Annotated in this window: 17 protein-coding genes; 6 read left to right on the forward strand and 11 right to left on the reverse strand. The window is 72.3% G+C overall.

What is annotated here, in order from left to right; all coding sequences use genetic code 11:
- Positions 1-4 precede the first annotated feature (4 nt).
- Both JFN87_RS04275 and JFN87_RS04280 read right to left on the reverse strand, forming a co-directional pair.
- A complete protein-coding gene (locus JFN87_RS04275; RefSeq protein ID WP_030901040.1) occupies positions 5-673 on the reverse strand; it encodes a response regulator transcription factor in 669 nt (222 codons plus the stop codon).
- Positions 674-1,217: 544 nt separating this feature from the next.
- Positions 1,218-1,913, reverse strand: coding sequence for a DUF3000 domain-containing protein (locus JFN87_RS04280; protein ID WP_209338501.1), 696 nt, complete (start codon positions 1,911-1,913; stop codon positions 1,218-1,220).
- Positions 1,914-2,004: 91 nt separating this feature from the next.
- Here JFN87_RS04280 and hemE point away from each other — a divergent pair, with 91 nt between their 5' ends.
- Positions 2,005-3,078 (forward strand): uroporphyrinogen decarboxylase, encoded by a 1,074-nt coding sequence (hemE, locus tag JFN87_RS04285; protein ID WP_307865296.1) that lies wholly within the window; start codon positions 2,005-2,007, stop codon positions 3,076-3,078.
- A 98-nt stretch (positions 3,079-3,176) separates the two neighbouring features.
- Here the strand turns inward: hemE and JFN87_RS04290 are convergent, their stop codons facing one another.
- Both JFN87_RS04290 and JFN87_RS04295 read right to left on the reverse strand, forming a co-directional pair.
- Positions 3,177-4,148 carry a chitinase gene (locus JFN87_RS04290; protein WP_209338503.1) on the reverse strand — a complete coding sequence of 324 codons (972 nt, stop codon included), beginning with the start codon at positions 4,146-4,148 and terminating at the stop codon, positions 3,177-3,179.
- A 208-nt stretch (positions 4,149-4,356) separates the two neighbouring features.
- Complete coding sequence (locus JFN87_RS04295; protein WP_209338504.1) at positions 4,357-5,733, reverse strand: FAD-dependent oxidoreductase; 1,377 nt, start codon at positions 5,731-5,733, stop codon at positions 4,357-4,359.
- Positions 5,734-5,818: 85 nt separating this feature from the next.
- On the opposite strand from JFN87_RS04295, the gene hemG reads away from it, so the two are divergent.
- From hemG to JFN87_RS04310, 3 genes are all read left to right on the forward strand, one after another.
- Positions 5,819-7,270, forward strand: a complete 1,452-nt coding sequence (gene hemG, locus JFN87_RS04300) for a protoporphyrinogen oxidase (protein ID WP_209338505.1) — start codon at positions 5,819-5,821, stop codon at positions 7,268-7,270.
- Positions 7,271-7,327: 57 nt separating this feature from the next.
- The gene (gene hemQ / locus JFN87_RS04305; RefSeq protein ID WP_372449177.1) at positions 7,328-8,059 is read left to right on the forward strand and encodes a hydrogen peroxide-dependent heme synthase; all 732 of its coding nucleotides are present in this window, start codon (positions 7,328-7,330) and stop codon (positions 8,057-8,059) included.
- A 147-nt stretch (positions 8,060-8,206) separates the two neighbouring features.
- The gene (locus JFN87_RS04310) at positions 8,207-9,106 is read left to right on the forward strand and encodes an SURF1 family cytochrome oxidase biogenesis protein (protein WP_209338507.1); all 900 of its coding nucleotides are present in this window, start codon (positions 8,207-8,209) and stop codon (positions 9,104-9,106) included.
- Positions 9,107-9,138: 32 nt separating this feature from the next.
- Here the strand turns inward: JFN87_RS04310 and JFN87_RS04315 are convergent, their stop codons facing one another.
- Together JFN87_RS04315 and JFN87_RS04320 are read right to left on the reverse strand one after the other, a co-directional pair.
- A complete protein-coding gene (locus JFN87_RS04315; protein WP_209338508.1) occupies positions 9,139-10,875 on the reverse strand; it encodes an alpha/beta hydrolase in 1,737 nt (578 codons plus the stop codon).
- Positions 10,876-11,305: 430 nt separating this feature from the next.
- Positions 11,306-12,478: a PLL family lectin gene (locus tag JFN87_RS04320; RefSeq protein WP_245178713.1), complete on the reverse strand. Its 1,173-nt coding sequence runs from the start codon at positions 12,476-12,478 to the stop codon at positions 11,306-11,308.
- A gap of 108 nt (positions 12,479-12,586) precedes the next feature.
- Between JFN87_RS04320 and JFN87_RS04325 the strand changes: the two genes are divergently transcribed.
- Together JFN87_RS04325 and JFN87_RS04330 are read left to right on the forward strand one after the other, a co-directional pair.
- Positions 12,587-12,964, forward strand: a complete 378-nt coding sequence (locus tag JFN87_RS04325) for a PIN domain-containing protein (RefSeq protein WP_209338541.1) — start codon at positions 12,587-12,589, stop codon at positions 12,962-12,964.
- 2 nt (positions 12,965-12,966) lie between these two features.
- Positions 12,967-13,758 (forward strand): RluA family pseudouridine synthase, encoded by a 792-nt coding sequence (locus JFN87_RS04330; protein WP_209338509.1) that lies wholly within the window; start codon positions 12,967-12,969, stop codon positions 13,756-13,758.
- Positions 13,759-14,090: 332 nt separating this feature from the next.
- Here the strand turns inward: JFN87_RS04330 and dxs are convergent, their stop codons facing one another.
- The 5 genes from dxs to JFN87_RS04355 all read right to left on the reverse strand — a co-directional run bounded on the left by dxs (position 14,091) and on the right by JFN87_RS04355 (position 21,114).
- Positions 14,091-16,004 (reverse strand): 1-deoxy-D-xylulose-5-phosphate synthase, encoded by a 1,914-nt coding sequence (dxs, locus tag JFN87_RS04335; RefSeq protein WP_209338510.1) that lies wholly within the window; start codon positions 16,002-16,004, stop codon positions 14,091-14,093.
- Positions 16,005-16,372: 368 nt separating this feature from the next.
- Positions 16,373-17,662 (reverse strand): sugar ABC transporter permease, encoded by a 1,290-nt coding sequence (locus JFN87_RS04340; RefSeq protein WP_209338511.1) that lies wholly within the window; start codon positions 17,660-17,662, stop codon positions 16,373-16,375.
- The gene (locus JFN87_RS04345; RefSeq protein WP_209338512.1) at positions 17,659-18,450 is read right to left on the reverse strand and encodes an ATP-binding cassette domain-containing protein; all 792 of its coding nucleotides are present in this window, start codon (positions 18,448-18,450) and stop codon (positions 17,659-17,661) included. The genes JFN87_RS04340 and JFN87_RS04345 overlap by 4 nt, the downstream gene beginning before the upstream one ends.
- A gap of 217 nt (positions 18,451-18,667) precedes the next feature.
- A complete protein-coding gene (locus JFN87_RS04350; protein WP_209338513.1) occupies positions 18,668-19,792 on the reverse strand; it encodes a sugar ABC transporter substrate-binding protein in 1,125 nt (374 codons plus the stop codon).
- Between the two features lie 122 nt (positions 19,793-19,914).
- The gene (locus JFN87_RS04355; RefSeq protein WP_209338514.1) at positions 19,915-21,114 is read right to left on the reverse strand and encodes an ROK family transcriptional regulator; all 1,200 of its coding nucleotides are present in this window, start codon (positions 21,112-21,114) and stop codon (positions 19,915-19,917) included.
- Positions 21,115-21,170: the final 56 nt, after the last annotated feature.

The raw sequence follows: 21,170 nt of genomic DNA on the forward strand, positions 1-21,170 counted from the left end.
GCGGTCAGTGGATGATGCCGGTCCGCAGCGCGACGGCGACCATGCCGGCGCGGTCGCCCGTGCCGAGCTTGCGCGCGATGCGGGCGAGGTGGCTCTTGACGGTCAGCGCCGACAGGCCCATCGAGACGCCGATGGCCTTGTTGGACTGACCCTCGGCGACGAGCCTGAGCACCTCGACCTCACGGCCGGACAGCTCGCGGTAGCCACCGGGGTGGCTCGGGGCGCCTGGGGCGCCCGGCGGGCGGCGGTGCATACGGGCGCCGGCGCCGATCGGCGCGGCGCCCGGGCGGCTGGGGTGGCCGATGTTCGTGCGTGTACCGGTGACGACGTAGCCCTTCACGCCGCCTGCGAGTGCGTTGCGTACCGCGCCGATGTCGTCCGCCGCGGAGAGGGCGAGGCCGTTGGGCCAGCCCGCCGCGCGGGTCTCGGACAACAGGGTGAGACCCGAGCCGTCGGGCAGGTGGACGTCGGCCACGCAGATGTCGCGCGGGCTGCCCACGCGGGGACGTGCCTCCGCGATGGACGACGCCTCGATGACGTCACGGACTCCGAGCGCCCACAGGTGGCGTGTGACGGTGGAGCGGACGCGCGGATCGGCCACGACGACCATGGCCGTCGGCTTGTTCGGGCGGTAGGCGACCAGGCTTGCGGGCTGCTCGAGGAGAACGGACACCAGGCCTCCTGGGGAAGGTGCGGACGGGGCCGGCTGGGGGGATTGAGCCGGGGGGAACCGTGTGTGACAGGGTCACTGACCTCTTCGGCAGCTATCCCGCCCGCCTTTAGGGAAAGATCACGATCTAGTGAGTAACAATTGGGGCAATTCGGACACTCACTCGACTTTGCCCTGCATGGACGCTCCGCCTGGGGTCCGGCGATCAACCTGCCGGAGGACTTGACGCGACACCGAGCGTCCACGCCGAAGCCGTCGTGAGTGCCGCAGCGGTGTCCGGTGCAGACGGGGACGTCGCGTGCCGGGCCGGGGCGCGTGGCCCTGAGTGGAACGGGTCACGCGCGGAGATCAGCCGGAGGCGGCGGGCCCGCCGGAAGATGACAGTCACCGGGCCGTCGTGAGTGCTGCCTGGCGTCCGGTCAACCAGTGCGGCTGAGCACCGGACGGGACGGACGCCCTCGCGCCCGGACGGGTGGCCCGGCGGGCGGGGAATGCCCACCGGGCGGGCGGGGCAACGAACGCGCCCGCCCAGCGCCCCCCGTCGGCGTCAGGTCGCCTGGGGGCCGCGGCGCTGCGGCAGGGAGACCACTCCCCCGCCGGGTCCCGCCTCCGCGGACGACGGCTGCGGGCCGTAGCCGGGGGTGGCCGGAGGCAGGCCCGCGATCTGGCGCAGCAGGTCGCACCAGGCGGCCAGGTGCGCCGCCGTGTCGGGAACGCCTCCGTGCCCCTCGCGCGGCGTCCACGACGCCCTGATCTCGATCTGGTTGCTCGGACGGCGCTCCGCGAGACCGCCGAAGTAGTGCGAGCCCGCGCGTGTGACCGTGCCGCTCGGCTCGCCGTAACCGAGCCCGCGCGCCTCCAGCGCGCCGGTCAGCCACGACCAGGACACGTCGGGCAGCAGCGGATCGCTCGCCATCTCCGGCTCCAGCTCCGCCCGTACGAGAGTGACCAGGCGGAACGTTCCGTGCCATCCCTCGTGGCCCGCCGGGTCGTGCAGGAGGACGAGGCGGCCGTCCGCGAGGTCGTCCTCGCCGTCGACGACGGTCGCCTCCAGCGCGTACGCGTGCGGCGCGAGCCGCTGCGGCGCCCGCGTCGGCTCGATCTCGATCTCCTGACCCGGCCGCGCAGCGCGCAGCGCCTCCACCGCGGCGAGGAAGGCGGGCGGTAGTGGAGCGCCCGGCGCGTTTTCCTTCCCACCTGCGTCGTTCGAATGATCGGAGAACTGTCCCTGAGCCGCGGCCATGCGGGGAAGAGTAGGCCGAACACGGCCCGCGCGCAGGGAGGGACACCCGTGCGGGGCCTGCCTCTCGGCCACACATGCGAAGATTCCGGACGTGAGCAACCAGCACCGCCCCACGGGCCAGCCGACCACGAACACCGCCACGCACGACTCGGCCTTCCTGCGCGCCTGCAGACGCGAGGAGGTGCCGCACACCCCGGTGTGGTTCATGCGCCAGGCGGGACGGTCGCTGCCCGAGTACCTGAAGGTGCGCGAGGGCGTGCCGATGCTGGAGTCCTGCACGCGCCCCGAGTTGATCACCGAGATCACGATGCAGCCGGTGCGCCGGCACAAGGTGGACGCGGCGGTCTACTTCAGCGACATCGTGGTGCCGCTCAGGGCGATCGGCATCGATCTCGACATCAAGCCGGGCGTCGGTCCCGTGATCGCCGACCCGGTGCGCACGCGCGCCGACCTGGACCGGCTGCGGCCGCTCACGCCCGACGACGTGCCCTACGTCACCGAGGCCGTCGGCCTGCTCACGGCCGAACTCGGCGCCACCCCGCTGATCGGGTTCGCGGGTGCGCCGTTCACCCTCGCGAGCTACCTGATCGAGGGCGGGCCCTCGCGCACGTACGAGCGGACCAAGGCCATGATGTACGGCGAGCCGGACCTGTGGTCCGACCTGGTCGACCGGCTCGCCGCGATCACCGGGGCGTTTTTGAAGGTGCAGATCGAGGCGGGCGCGAGCGCGGTCCAGCTGTTCGACTCGTGGGCGGGGGCGCTGGCGCCCGACGACTACCGTCGCTACGTGATGCCGGCGTCGTCGAAGGTGTTCGCCGAGGCGGCCCCGTACGGCGTGCCGCGCATCCACTTCGGCGTCGGCACGGGCGAGCTGCTCGGCCTGATGGGTGAGGCCGGCGCGGACGTCGTCGGCGTCGACTGGCGCGTGCCGCTGGACGAGGCGGCGCGCAGGGTCGGCCCCGGCAAGGCCCTCCAGGGCAACCTGGACCCGGCGGTGCTGTTCGCGCCGCGGGAGGCCGTGGAGGCGAAGGCGGCGGCCGCGCTGGAAGCGGCGTCCGGCCTCGAAGGGCATGTGTTCAACCTGGGCCACGGGGTCATGCCGGCGACGGACCCGGACGCGCTGACCCGCCTCGTCGAGTTCGTGCACGAGCGAACGGCTCGCTGACCCGGCGAGCGGACCGCTCGCCGAGCGGACGGCTCGCCGAGCCGGGACCGGCAGGGGCGTTTCCTCCGGCCGGCCCCGGGCTGTGCGGGCGGCTGCGCCTACTTCAGGGCGTCGGTGAAGGCGAGCTTGGCCTGCGAGACGCCGCTGCAGGTGGACGAGGCCGCGAGCGCGAACGAGCCCCCGCAGCTCTGGTCGCGGTTGACGGACCACATGGACAACCGGCCCACGCCGTTGGAGGCCGCCCAGTTCTTCACGGTGGCCGCGTCGGCGAGCGTGAAGGTCGAGCCGTCGTCGTTGGTGCCGGCCATGGGCGTGATGCCGAGATTGGCGTAGGTGTACGAGGAGTCGACGGACTTCATCTGGGCGAGCGTCGCCTGGCCGGCCTTGATGGCGGCCTGGCCCATGTCCTGGTTGCCCTGGTAGTAGTCCATGGTCATGGCGTTGACGACGTCGAGTTTCAGGCCCGCCGACTTGGCGGACTTGAGGATGTTCACGCCGTCCTGGGTGAGCCCGCTGGGCAGGACGGGCAGCGTCGCCGACACGGTCAGGCCTGGGTTGGCGTCCTTGAGCTGCTTCATCACCGTCCAGTTGCGGACGGCCGAGGTCTGGTCCGCGACGGCTCCGCCCTCGATGTCGAAGTCGAGGGACTTCACGCCGTAGGCGCTGATGATCTTCTGGTAGCCGGCCTTGATGGCGCTCTGGTCCGTGCACGTCCAGCCGAGCGGGTAGCCCGCGGCGCCGCCGTTCGACACGATGACCGAAGCGCCCTCGGACTGGGCCTTCTTGATGAGCGGGTCCGTGTACGAGTCGCCGCCGACGGGCAGCGTGTCGCCCCAGATGGCGTTGCAGCCCGAGCCGATGACGAAGGCCGCGGTGAAGGTCTTCACGCCGTGCTGGGTGATCGCCGTGTCGAGCAGGCCCTCCTGACCGTTCGACATGTCCGTGTACGGGGCGAACGTGGTGGCGCCCGCGGCCGGCGCGGCGGACGCGGTACCGCCGGACGCGAGGGCGGCGGACGCGGCGAGGGCCGCGGTGGCGAGGCCGGCGGTCGCATGGCGAATTCTGCGCATGGGTGATGCCCTTTCGGTGGCTGTGGGGAAGCCGGTACGGCGCGCCGGCCGGAGGGTGGGGCCGTCCGGCGGCGCGCTGACACGCACCCTCATAGTTGGACTAGACCAAAGAGGGCGTCAAGGGGTGGTGCACCAACTGTTCGTTTGAGAGGCGCGGTTGACGGCGGCGCGCCGGGGGGACGCGCCCACGTACCCGGGCGCCCCTGGCTCAACCGCCCGCGCGCTGCTTAGCTGTGGCCTTGCGCGCCGCCACCAGGACCGGGTCCCAGACCGGCGAGAAGGGCGGCGCGTACCCGAGGTCGAGTGACGTCATCTGTTCCACCGTCATGCCGGCGGTCAGGGCGACGGCCGCCACGTCCACCCGCTTGCCGGCTCCCTCGCGCCCCACGATCTGCACGCCGAGCAGCCGGCCGGTGCGCCGCTCCGCGGTCATCTTCACCGTCATCTCCGCCGCGCCGGGAAAGTAGCCGGCCCGGCTGGTGGAGCGGATCGTCACGGTGTCGAACCGCAGCCCCACCGCGTGGGCGTCCTTCTCGCGCAATCCCGTGCGGGCGATCTCCAGGTCGCACACCTTGCTCACGGCCGTGCCCACGACGCCGGGGAACGTAGCGTAGCCGCCGCCCACGTTCGCGCCGATGACCTGGCCGTGCTTGTTCGCGTGGGTGCCGAGCGCGATGTGGCGCGTGCGGCCCGACACCAGATCGAGCACCTCGACGCAGTCGCCACCCGCCCAGATGTCCTCATGGCCGCGCACCCGCATCGACAGGTCCGTGAGCAGTCCCCCGGACGTGCCGCGCGGCAGCCCCGCCGCCTCGGCGAGCTCCGTACGCGGCCGGACGCCGATGCCGAGGACGACGACGTCCGCCGGGTACTCGGCGTCGTCCGTGGCGACGGCGCACGCCCGTCCGTCCGCGCCCGTGACGATCCCCGTGACGGCGGCGCCGTCCACCACCGTGATGCCCATGCCGGTCATCGCGTCGCGGACCATGCGCCCCATGTCGGGGTCGAGTGTCGACATGGGCTGCTCGCCCCGGTGCACGACGGTGACCTCGTACCCGTGGCGCAGCAGCGCCTCCGCCATCTCGACGCCGATGTACCCGGCGCCGACGACCACGGCGCGCCGCCCCTCGGTACGGGCCAGCGTGTCGATGAGGGCCTGGCCGTCGTCGAGCGTCTGGACGCCGTGCACGTTCGGCGCGTCGATGCCGGGCAGTGGCGGCCGCACGGGGCTCGCGCCGGTCGCCAGCACCAGCTTGTCGTAGCCCGTCCAGCCCTCCTCACCGCTCTCCAGGTCGCGCGCGAGCACCCGCTGCCCCGGCACGTCGAGCTCGACGACCTCGGTGCCCGTGCGCAGGTCGATGCCGCGCTCCGCGTGCTCGCGCGGCGTGCGCGCCACCAGCGCGTCGCGCTCTCGCACGTCCCCGGCGATCCAGTAGGGAATGCCGCAGGCGGAGTACGAGGTGAAGCGGGTCCGCTCGAAGGCGACGATCTCCAGCTCGTCACGGCCCCTCAGCCTGCGCGCCTGGGAGGCGGCGGACATGCCCGCCGCGTCACCCCCGACGACCACCATGCGCTCCGCCGCCATCGCACTCCCCTTCGCATCGGCCATCCCGCTGCCGGAACGCTACGCGGCGGACGGCACCACGCGCCGGTTTGAGAGAGTGAGAGCCATGGAGCCGAGCACGCAGCACACACTCAGCGCGCGTCCCGCGGGGGCCTCACCCGGGCGTGTGGTGGTCATCGGGGGCGGCATCGCGGGTCTCGCCGCCGCGCACCGGCTGCTCGCGTCGGGCGCCACCGTCACCGTCCTCGAGGGCAGCGACCGGGTCGGCGGGAAGCTGCACGCCGGCGAGATCGAGGGCGCGCCGATCGACCTCGGCGCCGAGTCGATGCTGGCGCGCCGCCCCGAGGGCTCCGACCTGGCCGGCGCGGTCGGCCTGGGCGGCCGGCTCCAGCCGCCCAGGGCGACGACGTCCTCGGTGTGGACGCGCGGCGCGCTGCGGCCGATGCCGAAGGGCCACGTGATGGGCGTGCCCGGCGACCCGGCCGCGCTCGCCGGACTGCTGTCGCAGGAGGGCCTCGACAGGATCTCCGGGGAACGCGCGCTGCCGCCGGCCGAGGTGGGCGAGGACGTCGCCATCGGCGCGTACGTGGCGGAGCGTTTCGGCCGCGAGGTGGTCGACCGGCTGGTCGAGCCGCTGCTCGGCGGGGTGTACGCCGGCGACGCGTACCGCATCTCGATGCGCGCCGCGGTGCCGGGGCTGTACGCGGCGGCCCGGCGCCACGGGTCGCTGCTCGACGCCGTCCGCTCGCTCCAGGCCGCGCCGTCCGCGCCCGCCACCGGCGGGCCCGCACCGTCCGGCGGGCCGGTGTTCAACGGCGTCGACGGGGGCATCGGGCGCCTCCCGGGCGCCGTGGCCGACGCGGTGCGCGCGGCGGGCGGTGAGGTGCGCACCAAGGCGCCCGTGCTCGGCCTGTCCCGCGCCACCGACAGCTGGCACGTCCGCACCGATCAGGAGGTGCTGACCGCTGACGCCATCGTGCTCGCCACGCCCGCCTGGTCGAGCTCCGCGCTGCTGGCCGATGTGGCTCCGAAGGCCTCCGCCGAGCTCGCCGAGGTCGAGTACGCCTCGATGGCGCTGATCACGATGGCGTTCCGCCGCGCGGACGTCGCCGCGCTGCCGCAGGACAGCAGCGGCTTCCTCGTACCGCCGGTCGACGGGCGCACGATCAAGGCGGCGACGTTCTCCTCCCGCAAGTGGGGATGGGTCGACGACGCGGCTCCCGGCCTGTTCGTGCTGCGCACGTCGGTGGGCAGGTACGGCGAGCAGGAGCAGGTGCAGCGCGAGGACGCCGACCTGGTGCGCGCGTCGCTGAGCGACCTCGGGGACGCGGTGGGCATCTCCGCGCGGCCGGTGGCCACGCGCGTGACCCGGTGGATCGGCGGGCTGCCGCAGTACCCGGTGGGCCACCTGGCGCGCGTGGCGCGCATCCGGGAGGCCGTCGCGGCGCTGCCGGGACTGCGGGTGTGCGGGGCGGCGTACGACGGGGTCGGCATCCCCGCCACCATCGCCTCCGCCACGCGGGCGGCGGACGAGATCGCCGGTTCGGGCGCGCGGTGAGCGGAAGCGGGAAACGGGGGTGACCCCGGGCGGGAGCAGTGGCCGGGGCGCGCGAGAATGGGTCCCATGACTGCTGCACCCTCTCCGGACAAGACCCCGCACGCGGGCAAGAAGGCCCGGGACCTCAACGACGTCGTCCGCTACACCCTGTGGTCCGTCTTCCAGCTGCGCGACGTGCTGCCCGAGGACAGGTCGGGCTACGCCGACGAGGTCCAGGACCTGTTCGACCAGCTGGCCGCCAAGGGCATCACCATCCGGGGCACGTACGACGTCTCCGGCCTGAAGGCCGAGGCGGACGTGATGATCTGGTGGCACGCGGAGACCGCCGACGAGCTCCAGGACGCCTACAACCGCTTCCGCCGCACACGCCTCGGACGCGCCCTGAAGCCCGTGTGGTCGAACATGGCGCTGCACCGGCCCGCCGAGTTCAACAAGTCGCACGTGCCCGCGTTCCTCGCGGAGGAGACGCCGCGCGACTACGTCGCCGTGTACCCGTTCGTGCGCTCGTACGAGTGGTACCTGCTGGAGGACGCGGAGCGGCGCAGGCTCCTCGCCGAGCACGGCATGATGGCGCGCGACTACCCGGACGTGCGGGCCAACACGGTCTCGTCGTTCGCGCTCGGCGACTACGAGTGGATCCTCGCGTTCGAGGCCGACGAGCTGCACCGCATCGTCGACCTGATGCGTCACCTGCGGGGCTCGGAGACGCGCCGCCACGTCCGCATCGAGGTGCCGTTCTTCACGGGCCGCCGCAAGTCGGTGGCGGACCTGGTCGCAGGGCTCGCCTGAGAACCGGGGGCCGGGCGGCCCGCTGCCGTTGGATGCCGCCCGGCGTCCGGGCGCGCGTGCCGTCCGGGGCCGGCCGGCGCATGTCGGACATGCCGCCGAAGGCGGGGCGGCTGCTGGGCCGCCGGGGCGTGGAGGTACGGTCGTGAGGTGTTGCGTACCCTGCTGACCCGGCGCTGGGTGATCCTTACTCTGGTGTTCGCCGCCCTGATCCCGACCTTCTACCGGCTGGGCCTGTGGCAGTACCACCGGTACGAGGAGACGAACAGGAACAACGCGCTGATCAACGGAAACCTGAGCGCGCCGACGGTTGCGATGACCTCGCTGTCGAAGCCGGGCGGCACCGTGCCGTTCAGAGACCTGTACCGGACGGTCAGCGCCACCGGCCACTACGACCCGGCGCACCAGTTCGTGATCCGCCAGCGCACCGACGCCCATGGCGAGACGGTCGGCTTCCACGTGATCACCCCGCTCATCACCGCCTCGGGTGACGCGATCCTGGTCAATCGCGGCTGGGTGAAGCCGGCGAACAACAGCGGCACCGCCTACCCGCCCGTCCCGAAGGCGCCGCAGGGCACCGTCAAGGTGGTCGGGCGGTTGCGCCCGGACGAGACGTACGCGTCCACGGGCATCCACCACAGGGTCGGGCTGCCGCCCAAGCAGTACATGATCATCAACAGCGAGGAGCAGGCCAAGAACCTGCCGGAGCCCGTGGTCGCGGGCTACATGGAGCTGGAGTCCACCAAGCCCACTCCGCCCGCGTCGGAGGAGGCGGAGCTCGTGCCGGGCCCCAACGCCGACAGCGGCTCCATGGCGGTCGTCGGCAAGGGCGTGCACCTGCCCTACGCCATCCAGTGGTGGCTCTTCGCCGCGGGCGTGCCGGTGGGCTGGTGGGTGCTGTTCCGCCGGGACGTTCGCGACGAGCGCGAGGCGGCCGAGGCGAAGGCGAAGGCAGCGGGCGGCGACGGCCCGGACGGCGATGGCGATGGCGATGGCGATGGCGGCCAGGGTGCCGCGGCCTCGGCGCCGACCGCCGCGACCGGCGGCTGAACGGCCCTCCGCGGGCGCGTTCCCGCACGCCGTCATGCCGGCCCCGGCAGCACGCTCGTGCGGAGTGCCCGCGTGCTGAGCGCCCGCGAGCCGGACGTTTCCCGGCGAGGCGCCTTCGCGCGCGCCAGGGACACCGGGTTCGGGGCCTTGTGCGGCGCGCAGCTCGCCGCGGTCCCCGGCGTCCGTCCCGTCAGCAGGTAGTCGGTCATGTAGGCGTTCACGCACGCGTTGGGTCCGCCCGCGATGCCGTGGGTGCCCGCGTCGCGCTCGGTCACCAGCGAGGAACCGGCCAGCCTGCGCTGGAGCTCGAGCGCTCCCTCGTACGGCGTGGCCGCGTCGCGCTCGGCGGCGAGGATCAGTGTCGGTGGCAGGGCGCCGGGGGCGGTCCGCACGTCGACCGGGCGCCGGTGCGGCGCGGGCCAGTAGGCGCAGGGCAGGTTCTGCCAGACGTTGTCCCACGTCTCGAAGGGTGCCGTGCGCGCGAGGGCCGTGTTGTCGCGGTCCCAGTCGCGCCAGTCACCCGGCCAGGGCGCGTCGTTGCACTCCACCGCCGTGTAGACCGCGTTGGCGTTCTCCGCCTCCCGCTCGGCTTCTGGGAGCGTCAGGGGTGAGGCCTGCTCGACGAGCGGCTTCTCGTCGCCCTTGAGGTACTCCGAGAGCGCCGTCGCCCGCATCGCCCAGTAGTCGTCGTAGTAGCCCGCGGAGAGCATCGCGGCCTGGAGCTGGGCGGTGCCGACGGTGCCGCCCGCCGGCCGGCGCGCGACGCGTGCCCTGACCTCCTCGTAGCTGCGCTCGACGCCCGCCGCCGTGGTGCCCAGGTGGTAGACGGCGTCGTGCCGGGCGACCCAGGTGCGGAAGTCGGCCCAGCGGCGTTCGAACGCCGCCGACTGCTCCATGTTGTCGCCGTACCAGACCTGTGACGGGTCGGGGTCGACTGCCGAGTCGAACACCATGCGCCGCACGTGGGAGGGGAACAGCGTCGCGTACACGGCGCCGAAGTAGGTGCCGTAGGAGGCGCCCATGAACGTCAGCTTCTTCTCGCCGAGCGCGGCCCGCAGCACGTCGAGGTCGCGCGCGTTGTTGATCGACGTGTAGTGGGGCAGCGCGTCGCCCGCCTTCGCCGCGCAGGCGCGCGCGTACGCCTTGGCCTCCTTGACCCGCTGGCGCTTGTAGGCCCGTGAGGGGTGCTCGGGCGCCGCTGTCGGCGCCTTCGCGAAGTCCTGCGGGCTCTCGCAGGACAGCGGCGCCGAGTGTCCCACGCCGCGCGGCGCGTAGCCGACGATGTCGTAGGCCGCCGCGATCTTCTTCCACTCGGGCAGGTCCGCCACCATGGGGAACGACATGCTGGAGGCGCCGGGGCCGCCCGGGTTGTAGACGAGGGCGCCTTGCCGCTCGGATGGCTTGCCACGAGCCTTGACGTGACTGACGGTCAGCGCGATCTCGCGGCCTTCCGGGTGCGCGTAGTCGAGCGGGACCTGGACGGTGCCGCAGGTCACGGGGTCAGGCAGCATCTCCTCCTTGGGGCACGGCCCGAACGCGATGCCCGCGGCCGCCGCCCGGCGTGCGGCGAGCGCGACACCGCGTGCCGCGGGCCCCGCGGCGAGCTCGTGCGCCGTCACGGCCCGGCCGCCGGCGAAGGGGTCGAAGCGCTCGTAGGGCGGCCTCGCCGTACCCGCGGCGTCCGCGCCGTGTGCAGGGGCGGCGACGGCCGTCGAGAGGGTCAGGGAGCCGAGCGCCGCCAGCGCGCCGTACCTCAGTGCTGCTCTCATCGCGTTCCCTTCGGGCGGTGGGGCAGCGATCATGAACAGCCGGGTCTCCCTTTCCCAAGGAGGTGGGCCCGGTGTCGTGGGCCGTGACCCCGATGCGCACAGGTGCCACCCGGCGGGCGCCGCCCCGGATGCGGACCACCCCGATGTGTGCTCGCGCCCGGTGCCGCCCCCGAGGTGGTGCGATGGCGTGATTGCCGGCGTTGTCATGGTGTGCCCCCGTCGATGCGCTGCTCCGCGTTTCCGAAGGGGGCATCACCGGCCGGGACGTGGCAGAAACGCGATGGCACGGCGTTCGGGGGTGAAGTCAGGGTGCGCAGCCCCGTTGCCCGGATACGGCGTCAGGGTCCGCGTCGCCGCGCGAGGGCCGCCCCGGCGGGAGTTTCCCGTAGGGGGCGCAAGCCGTGAGGCGGGCGCCAGGGCGCCACGGGCGTCAGCCAGCCGGTCGCGTCCAGGCCTCCAAAGCCAGGCCGGTCTCCGCCTTCTGCCGGGCGATCCGCAGGGAGCCGTCCGCGCCGATGGCGGCCAGCGTCACCCTGCCCGCGCCGTCCAGTGCGAGTGCCGGCGCTCCCCGGCACGGTTCGCCGGAGGGAACCCACGTCAGGCCCGCCTCCTCGTCCTCCGTCGGGTAGGCGGCGAGTGCCGGACGGCCGTCCTGCCCCCGGCCCGCGAGGATCGTGCAGTCCACGCCGTCCACGGGCGTGCGCAGGACGGACACGGGGCCGCTGCCGGGACCGCCGAGGTCGGCCGGGTCGCTCCCCGGTCGCCAGGCGCGCACCCCGGCGCTTCCCGCGTCGCGCCAGAAGTAGGTGCGGTGGGAGGGCGAGGTGCGCTCGGACGAGAGCGTGCCGGGTGCGACCGCCGCGTCGAGCTCCAGTTCGCTGACGCGCTCGGCCTCGCCCTCGTGCCCCCGCAGACGCCAGTGCAGCACGCGGCCCGCGGCGGGGCCGAGCACGTCGATCACGCCGTCGTCGCCGAGCACCGCGTACGCCTCGGCCTTGATGGGTGTGCCCTCGACGCTCGCCCGCTCCCAGTCGTTGAAGCGGCCCTTCGGCGTCTGCCTGCGGAACGAGAGGCGGCCCTCGGCGTTCTGCAGGTACACGTGGAGTCCGCCGTGCCCGTCGAGCAGCACGGCGGGAACGCCCATCTTCGCCGACTTGGCCCGGGTGCGGTAGGGACTCGGGATGGACTGCCACGTGCGCAGCGGCCGCCCGGACTGGTACTGGATCGCGTGGACCAGGTCGATGAGCGGGTCGCCGTCGTCGGGCGCCGGACGTCTGCGCAGGGCCACCAGGTGCGCGTAGCCCTCGGCGCTCTGGGCGGTGGTCATGCTGATCGCCGTGCCGCCGGCGGGCAGCCGCTGCGGGCCGGTGAAGTACGGTCCACCGGCCACCGTCTCGGTCCACCACACGGCCGCGTCGTCGACCTGCGCGTACGCGGAGAGCCTGCCGTCCTTCCCCCGCAGCAGCCAGCGTCCGGCGGTGGGCCTCGGAACGGCGCCGTCCGGTACTGCTTTGCCACGCTTCTTCGCGGCGGGGCCGGGGGCCGGCGCACCCCGGCCGGGGTCTTCGGACTTCTTCCGTGCCCGCGCGGACCGCAGCGCCATGACCCGCCGCCACCACCTTCCCGTGTCCCCCGCTCCACCCGCGGAGGTTACGAACAGCCGATCCTAACCCGGGGGCCGAACGCGGTCGTGTGCGAGGCTGCGGCTGTGCTGACTCTTCTGATCGTCGACGGCGCGAACGTGGTCGGTTCCGTCCCCGACGGGTGGTGGCGGGACCGCCGCGGCGCGGCCGAGCGCCTGCGTGACGCCTTGGCGGTGGCGGCGGCCGAGGGGCGCGGCGTGCCGGGTCACGCGGGGCCCCTGGAGACGGTCCTGGTGGTGGAGGGAGCGGCACGTGGCGTGGAGTCGGTGCCCGGTGTGCGGGTCGCGTCGGCTTCCGGCAGCGGCGACGATCTGATCGTGGAACTGGCGGCGGAGGCGGGGGCGCGGGGGCGGCCCTGCCTCGTCGCCACGGCGGACCGCGAGCTGCTGCGCAGAACGGCCGTCCACGGCGCGGGGAGGGTGGGTCCGCGCAGCGTACGCTACTGAGCATGGGCACGACCGACTGGAACTGGCGCGATCTGCGCGATGCGTCGCTCCTCCTGGAGGACTCCGCGATCCTCGCTCTCGACAAGCCGTCCGGGATCTCCGTGATGGGCGAGCGGCACGGCACGGACATCGTGGAGCTGGCGCAGGATGCGGGCGAACAGCTCTATCCCGTGCACCGGATCGACAAGGCCACGTCGGGCGTCATCCTCTTCGCCAAGGAGCTGGACCGGCACGGCGGTCTGACGCGGCAGTTCAGCGAGCGGACCGTCGACAAGGCGTATCTCGTCCTCACGGAGACGGTCGGGCTGCCCCGGCACGGGACCATCGAACTGCCCCTGAGCGCCGGGCGGAAGGGGCGCGTCCGCATCGCGGCGCCGCGTGAGTCCATCCGTGCGGAGCGCGAGGCGGACGAGGGCCGCTGGTCGGTTGCGGACGAGGACCTGCTGGACACGCGCAGGTATCCGTCGACGACCGTCTTCGACACGCTGTACGAGGGGACGCGGCACACGCTGCTGGTCGCCAGGCCGGTCACCGGGCGGCGCCACCAGATCCGGGTGCACCTCGCGTGGATCGGCCATCCGATCCTGGGGGACCCGCTGTTCGACAAGGCCGCGGCACAGGCGGGCACGCGTACACACCTGCACTCGTGGCGCCTGGGGTTCGACGCCGACTGGCTCGGCGGTGAGCGGGTGACGCTCGAGGCGGCGCCGTCGGCCGGCTTCTTCGCGCCGCTGGCGGGCGAGCAGCCGGCCGAGGAGGCGGCGGCGCTGCTGTCCGCGGCCCGGGTGCCCTGACCCGACGGCCGGGGTGATCGGCCTCCCGCGCTCGCCGGACGCCGCGGCCAACGCCCGGCCGTGCTCCAGCGGCGGTTCTCCAGCGCCGCCCGACACCGGACGCCCGCCGCCCGACGAACCCGGTCCGTGCGTCGCTCCGGCCGGGGAGCGCACGGACGCCAGGGCCGCCCGACGCCCAACGGGCAGGGCCGCCCGACGCCCAACGGGCCGGCAGTGCGTCGCCCCCGCCGGGGAGCGCACAGACGCCAGGGCCGGCCGAGCCCGCGCGGGGGCCGGCCGCCCCGGGCCGCGGGGACGGGCCGTCAGGACGGCACTGGCCCCCGCGGGCGCGCTCAGTCGCGCGCGATCTCGCCCGCGTCCACGAACTTCCCGTCGAGCCGCGCCACGAGGCCGGTGACCTGGCGGGCGATGTCCGGCGCCGTCAGGCCGATCTCGGCCATGATCTCCTTGCGCGACGCGTGCGGCAGGAACCGCTCGGGGATGCCGAAGTCGCGCAGCGGCACGTCCACCCCGGCGTCCCTGAGCGCCTGGGCGACGGCTGCGCCGACCCCGCCGGTGCGGATGTTGTCCTCGACGGTGACGACGACGCGGTGGCGCTCGGCGAGCGGCACCATCTCCTCGTCGACGGGCTTGACCCACCGCGGGTCGACGACCGTCGTGGAGATGCCCTGCTTGCCCAGCAGGTCGGCGACCTCGAGGCACATCGGGGCGAGCGCGCCGACGGAGACGAGGAGCACGTCCGCCGTGCCCGTGGCGTCCGGCCTGTGCAGGACGTCCATGCCGCCGACGCGGCCCACGGCCGCCACCGCGGGGCCGACCGCGCCCTTCGAGTACCGCACCACCGTGGGCGCGTCCTCGACCTGGACGGCCTCGCGCAGCTGGGCTCGCACCTGGTCGGCGTCGCGGGGCGCCGCGATCCTGATGCCGGGGACGACCTGGAGCATCGACATGTCCCACATGCCGTTGTGCGAGGGGCCGTCCGTGCCGGTGATGCCGGCCCGGTCCAGGGCGAACGTGACACCGCAGCGGTGCAGCGCCACGTCCATGAGGACCTGGTCGAAGGCGCGGTTGAGGAACGTCGCGTAGACGGCGAAGACGGGGTGCAGTCCGGCGGTGGCGAGGCCGGCGGCGGAGACCGCTCCGTGCTGCTCTGCGATGCCGACGTCGTACACGCGCTCGGGGAACGCCTCGGCGAACTTGGTGAGGCCGACGGGGTGCAGCATCGAGGCGGTGATCGCGACGATGTCGTCGCGCTCGTGGCCCAGCTTGAGCATCTCCTCGCCGAACACCGACGTCCAGTCCGCGCCGCCCGCCGAGATGGGCAGGCCGGTGTCGGGGTGGATCGGCCCGATGCCGTGGAAGCGGTCCGTGGGGTCCTGCTCGGCGGGGGTGTAGCCGCGGCCCTTCTCGGTGATGCAGTGCACGATGACGGGGCCGCCGAAGCGCTTCGCCCGCAGGAGCGCCGATTCCACGGCCTCCACGTCGTGCCCGTCGATGGGTCCCATGTACTTCAGGCCGAGGTCCTCGAACATGCCCTGCGGCGCGACGAAGTCCTTCAGGCCCTTCTTGGCCCCGTGCAGCGTCTCGTAGAGCGGCCTGCCGAGGACCGGCGTGCGTTCGAGCAGGTCCTTGCCGCGGGCGAGGAAGCGCTCGTAGCCGTCGGAGATGCGCAGGGTGGCGAGGTGGTTGGCCAGCCCGCCCGTGGTGCGCGCGTACGACCACTCGTTGTCGTTGACGACGATGACGAGCGGACGGTCCTTGGCGGCGGCGATGTTGTTCAGCGCCTCCCAGGCCATGCCGCCCGTCAGCGCCCCGTCGCCGATGACGGCGACCACGCTGTCGTCCTTCCGCAGGACGCGGTTGGCCTTGGCGAGGCCGTCGGCCCAGCCGAGGACCGTGGACGCGTGGGAGTTCTCGATGACGTCGTGGTCGGACTCGGCGCGCGAGGGGTAGCCGGACAGTCCCCCCTTGCCCTTGAGCTTGCCGAAGTCCTGGCGGCCCGTGAGGAGCTTGTGGACGTACGACTGGTGGCCCGTGTCGAAGAGGATCTTGTCGTTCGGCGAGTCGTACACCCGGTGGAGTGCGATCGTCAGCTCCACCACGCCCAGGTTGGGTCCGAGGTGGCCGCCGGTCTTGGAGACCGCGTCGACGAGGAACGTCCTGATCTCGCCCGCGAGCTGCGTGAGCTGCTCGGGGTCGAGGCGGTCCAGATCCCGCGGTCCCTTGATGTGGGTCAGCAACGGCACCCGTGCCTCCTTGCGATTGAGCCGGTCGAGCTCTGCCGATCCGCTGATTCTAATGTTCCGCCCGCGACGGCGTTCGTCGGGCGGCGCGTTTGTGTGTCACACCATCGGCTGCAAACGAATTGAACCTCTTGCGCCCTTGCGACCGTTATGCATGGTCATCCCCCTTCGATACGCAGGGGTTTTCAGCGTCTTGTGGGGCACTCGGGGTCGCCGGAGGGCAGCGTGTGCGCGCCGGTCACGACCCCGATTCGAACTGCTGCCCGAGTGTCGCGGCGGCCCGCCCGCCGTGCCGCGCCCGGCTGCCCCGCCGGCAACGCGGCCGTGCCCGGCACCTGCGAAGGCGCCGGGCACGGTCTGCGGGAACGCGGTCAGGCGCGACCCGCGCTCCTCTGGGTCTTCCTGGTGATGGCGTCGATGACGACGGTGGCCAGGAGGACTGCACCGGTGACCATGGACACGATGGGCGCGGCCACGCCCTGGATGCCAAGACCCACCTGGATCGAGATGATCACCAGCACGCCGAGCAGCGCGTTCCACGTGCGGCCCCGGCCACCGAAGAGGCTGGTGCCGCCGATGACGGCCGCCGCGATGGAGTTCATCAGCAGGTTGCCGGCGCCGGCCCCCTGGTTGGCCGCCGCGATCTGCGAGGCCAGGAAGAGACCGCCGAGCGCGGCGAAGAAGCCCGCGATCATGAAGACCGTGATACGGATCACGGTCACGTTGATACCGGCACGGCGCGACGCCTCGACGCTGCCGCCGAGCGAGAAGACCTTGCGGCCGTACGTCGTCCTGCGGAGCACGAAGTCGGTGATCACCAGCAGGCCGACGAAGATCACCACGGCCAGCGGCAGGCCCTTGTACTGGTTGAAGATGATCGCCACGCCGAAGGCCACGATGGCGATCAGCACCGTCCGCATGAGGATGTCGCTCACCGGACGGGCCGGCACGCCGGCCTGCTGCCTGCGGCGGTTCTGCGAGAACGCCGTCCAGAAGTAGATGACGACGGCCACGAGGGCCAGGATGTACGCCGCGGCGACATCACTGAAGTAGTAGCCCTCGAGCTTGTAGACGACGTTGTCGCTGGGGATGTTGATGGTGCCGTCCGGGCCGAGCACCTGGAGCATCAGGCCGTTCCAGAACAGCAGGCCGGCCAGGGTGACGGCGAAGGCCGGAACGCCGACACGTGCGAAGAAGAAGCCGTGGATCGCGCCGGCCACCGCGCCGGAGGCCAGGGCCAGCACGAGGGCCAGGATGTTGTTCATGCCGTGCGTGATGGCGAGCACCGCGAAGATGGCGCTCGACAGACCACTGACGGAGCCGACGGAGAGGTCGATCTCGCCGAGCAGCAGCACGAAGACGATGCCGGTGGCTATCAGGCCGGTTCCAGCCATCTGCACCAGGATGTTGGTGATGTTGCCGGGGCCGAGGAAGTTGGAGTTCAGGCTGGTGAAGATCGCGGCGATCAGGATCAGACCGACGATGACCGGTATGGAGCCCAGCTCACCGGCCTTGATCTTGCGCTTGAACTCGGTGACGTAGCCGGCGATGCCCTCCTGCTGCACGAGCAGACGCGGGTCGACGGCTGCGACGGCGCCCTCCGCCGCCCCCGGCGCGTCGACCGCGGCGTGGCGCGCCGAGGAGGTCTTGTCGATGCTCACTTCTGAACCTCCGCGGTACGGGACGCGCGCCGGGTGACGGCGTTGTCCGTGGCGCCGGTGATGGCGGCGATGATCTCTTCCTGCGAGGTGGTCCTGACGTCGAAGACGCCGTTGTTGCCGCCCAGGCGCAGCACCGCGACCCGGTCGGCCACGGCCTTGACGTCGGCCATGTTGTGGCTGATGAGCAGGACCGCGAGGCCGCGGGCCCGCAGCCGCTCGACGAGGTCGAGCACCTGTGCGGTCTGCTCGACGCCGAGGGCGGCCGTCGGCTCGTCGAGGATGACGAGCTTGGGCTCGCCCAGCATGGAGCGGGCGATCGCCACGACCTGGCGCTGGCCTCCGGAGAGCGACGCGATCGGGATGCGCACGCTCGGGATGCGGATGGAGAGCGAGTCGAGGAGCTCGCGTGAGCGGCGCTCCATCTCGACCTCGTTGAGCACGATGCCGTAGCGGCGGATCTCGCGGCCGAGGAAGAGGTTGCCCACAACGTCGATGTTGTCGGCGAGCGCGAGGTCCTGGTACACGGTCGCGATGCCCAGGTGCTGGGCGTCCTGCGGCCGGTTGACGGAGACCTGCCGGCCCTGCCACTCGATGACGCCCTCGTCGATGGGGTGCACGCCGGCGATCGTCTTGACCAGCGTGGACTTTCCGGCTCCGTTGTCGCCCACGAGGGCGACCACCTCACCGGCGTGGATCTCAAGGTCGACGTCGGTGAGCGCCTGGACGGCACCGAATCGCTTGGAGACCCCTCGCAACGCCAGCACGGGCGTAGCGGTCACGTGAACCATCTCCTTCGCCGCCTGACCGGCGGGGATGCCGCGCCGGGGTGTGGCGCGGAGGTCGAGCAGAACATGCGCGAACCTGCCGCCGGGGGTCGGCGGCAGGGGAGGTGAAGAGTTCCGTCCGGCGCCCCGTCGCTTCTGCTTGCGGGGCGGTGGTCGAGCGGGGCGCCGGACAGGCTTCACGCGGGAGCCGCGGGGAGGTGTCCCCCGGCTCCCGGACCGGTCACATCAGACCGGCGGCCTTGCACGCGGCCTTGTAGTTCGCGGTGCAGATGTCGGAGAGCTTGTAGTAGTTGTCCTTGACGACCGTGTCCTTGATGTTGTCCTTGGTCAGGGCGACCACCGGGACGATCTTGGTGGGGATGTTCTTCGTGGTGTTGCTGTTGCTCTTGTCGGGAGCGACGGAGTCCACGGACTTGCCCTGGGCGAGGTCGACGGCCATCTGGCCGGCGATGGACGCCTCCTGCGGGTAGGACTTGAAGATGCTCATGAACTGCGTGCCGGCGAGGATCCGCTGGACGCCGGTGAGCGTGGAGTCCTGGCCCGTGACCGGGATCTTCTTCGGGTCCATGCCGGCCGTCTTCATGGCCTGGATGATGGCGCCGGCCATGTCGTCGTTGGCGGAGTAGACACCGACGATGTTGTTCTTGCCGACGGCCTGGATCGCCGCGGCCATCTCGCTGTTGGCGTTGTTCGGGTCCCAGTCCGGCGTGTCGTACTTCTTGGCGATGGTCGTGGCCTTCTGCAGGATCGGCAGGGCGCCGTCCTTGAACATCTTGGCGTTCGGGTCCGTGACGGAGCCGTTCACCATCACGATCTTGCCGCTCTTCGCCTTCGGCCCCAGCTTCTTGACCAGGGCGTTGGCCTGCACCCGACCGACTTCGGTGTTGTCGAAGGAGGTGTAGGCGTCGATCGGGCCGTCCGCGAGGCGGTCGTAGGCCACCACCGGGATGCCGGCGTCCTTGGCCTTCTGGACCGAGGAGGCGATCGACTTCGAGTCCACGGAGTCGAGGATGATCACGTCGACCTTGCGGGTGATCAGCGTCTGCATCTGCTGGGTCTGGGTCGTCGCGTCCTGCTGGGCGTTCTCGTAGACGACCTTGCCCTTGCCGTTGGTGAGGTCCGATATCCGCTTGGTGATCAGCGGCCTGTCGAGGGACTCGTAACGAGCGGTCTTGTTCTCCGGCAGCAGCAGGCCGACCGTGATGTCGTCCCCCTTCGCCTTCTTGCTGGCGGAGTCGCCGCCGCCGCTGCCACCGGACTGCTTGGCGCTGCCGCAGGCGGCGAGGAGGACAGCCATTGCGGTGGCGGACGCGGCCATCGCAGCACGACGCATCTGAGCGTTCACTTCGAAAAACCTCCCTGACGAGGCCGCGTCGCTGCGGCCGAGGTGGCTGGAAGTCAACTCGGCCAAACGGGCGACGTCAAGGAGTAAATCCTTAACGAGATGACAACGGTGCCATTCGTTATCTAAGTGAAGGCGGGAGTCGTGGCCGGATGTGTGCTCTCGAGCAGGGTCGAATCACCCATTTCGTTGAGTACGAGCGCCAGCGCGCCGAGCACCTCGGCACGCCCCCCGAGCGCACCGGGGAGCACCGACAACTGGCGCCCCGCGCTGGGGATGGCGTAGCGCGAGACGGACTCCCTGATGGGCGCGAGCACCAGTTCCCCCGCCTCCGCGAGATCGCCCCCCAGGACGACTCTGGAGGGGTTCAGGAGGTTGCACAGATTGGCCACTCCGCTGCCGACGTGGCGGCCGACATCGCCGACGACCCTACGGCATCCCGGGTCGCCCTCGCGCGCCAGTTGCACGACCCGTTCCATGGTCAACTCGGAGCCGTGGCTGGGCTGGAGGAGCGGCAGCACGTACCGCGCCGCGGCGAACGTCTCCAGGCAGCCGCGGTTGCCGCAGCGGCACACCGGGCCCGCCTCGTCCAGCGTGATGTGGCCGATCTCGCCGGCCGTGCCGCCCGGGCCGCGGTAGATCTGCCCCGCGATGACGAGGCCCGCCCCGACGCCGCTCGCCACCTTGATGTAGGCGAGGTCCCTGACCCCGCGGCCGCTGCCCCAGACCATCTCGCCCAGGGCGCCGAGGTTGGCGTCGTTGTCGACGTAGACCGGTACGCCGAGGCGCGCGGCGAGCTCGTCGCCCGGGTTGATCCCGCCCCAGCCCGGGAGGATCGCCGTGGAGCCGAGCGTGCCGGACTCGACGTCGATGGGGCCCGGCACGCCGAGCCCCACGCCGATGACCTTCTGGCGGTCGATCCCGGTGGTCACGATGAGCCGCTCCACCAGCGTCTCGGCCCGGCCGAAGCCGTCCGCGTACGACGCGTCGACGTCCAGCGGCTCGGACTCCTCGGCGAGCACCTGGTGGGCCAGGTTCCCCACGGCCACCCGCAGGTGCGTGTGGCCGAAATCGACTCCGAGCACGATGCCGGCGTCGGGGCTGAGCGAGACACTGCGGGCCCTGCGGCCGCCGGCGGAGGTCGGGGTGACCTCGACCGTGCCGCCGTCCTTGAGTTCCCGGACGATGTTGGAGACCGTGGCGGCGGAGAGTCCCGTACTCCTGGCGATCTCGGCCTGCGTGAGCGAACCGGCCATACGCACGGCGCGTACCACCCGTTCCAGGTTTGCCCGGTGCAGGGACGACTGCGACCCCGGAGTCTGCACGGATCATCCACTCCTGCCCTGGCGGGCGGCACGACGACCGCCTGCCGGTGGGGCCG

This window comes from Streptomyces montanisoli (genome assembly GCF_017813245.1).
GTDB classification, from domain to species: Bacteria; Actinomycetota; Actinomycetes; order Streptomycetales; family Streptomycetaceae; genus Streptomyces; species Streptomyces montanisoli.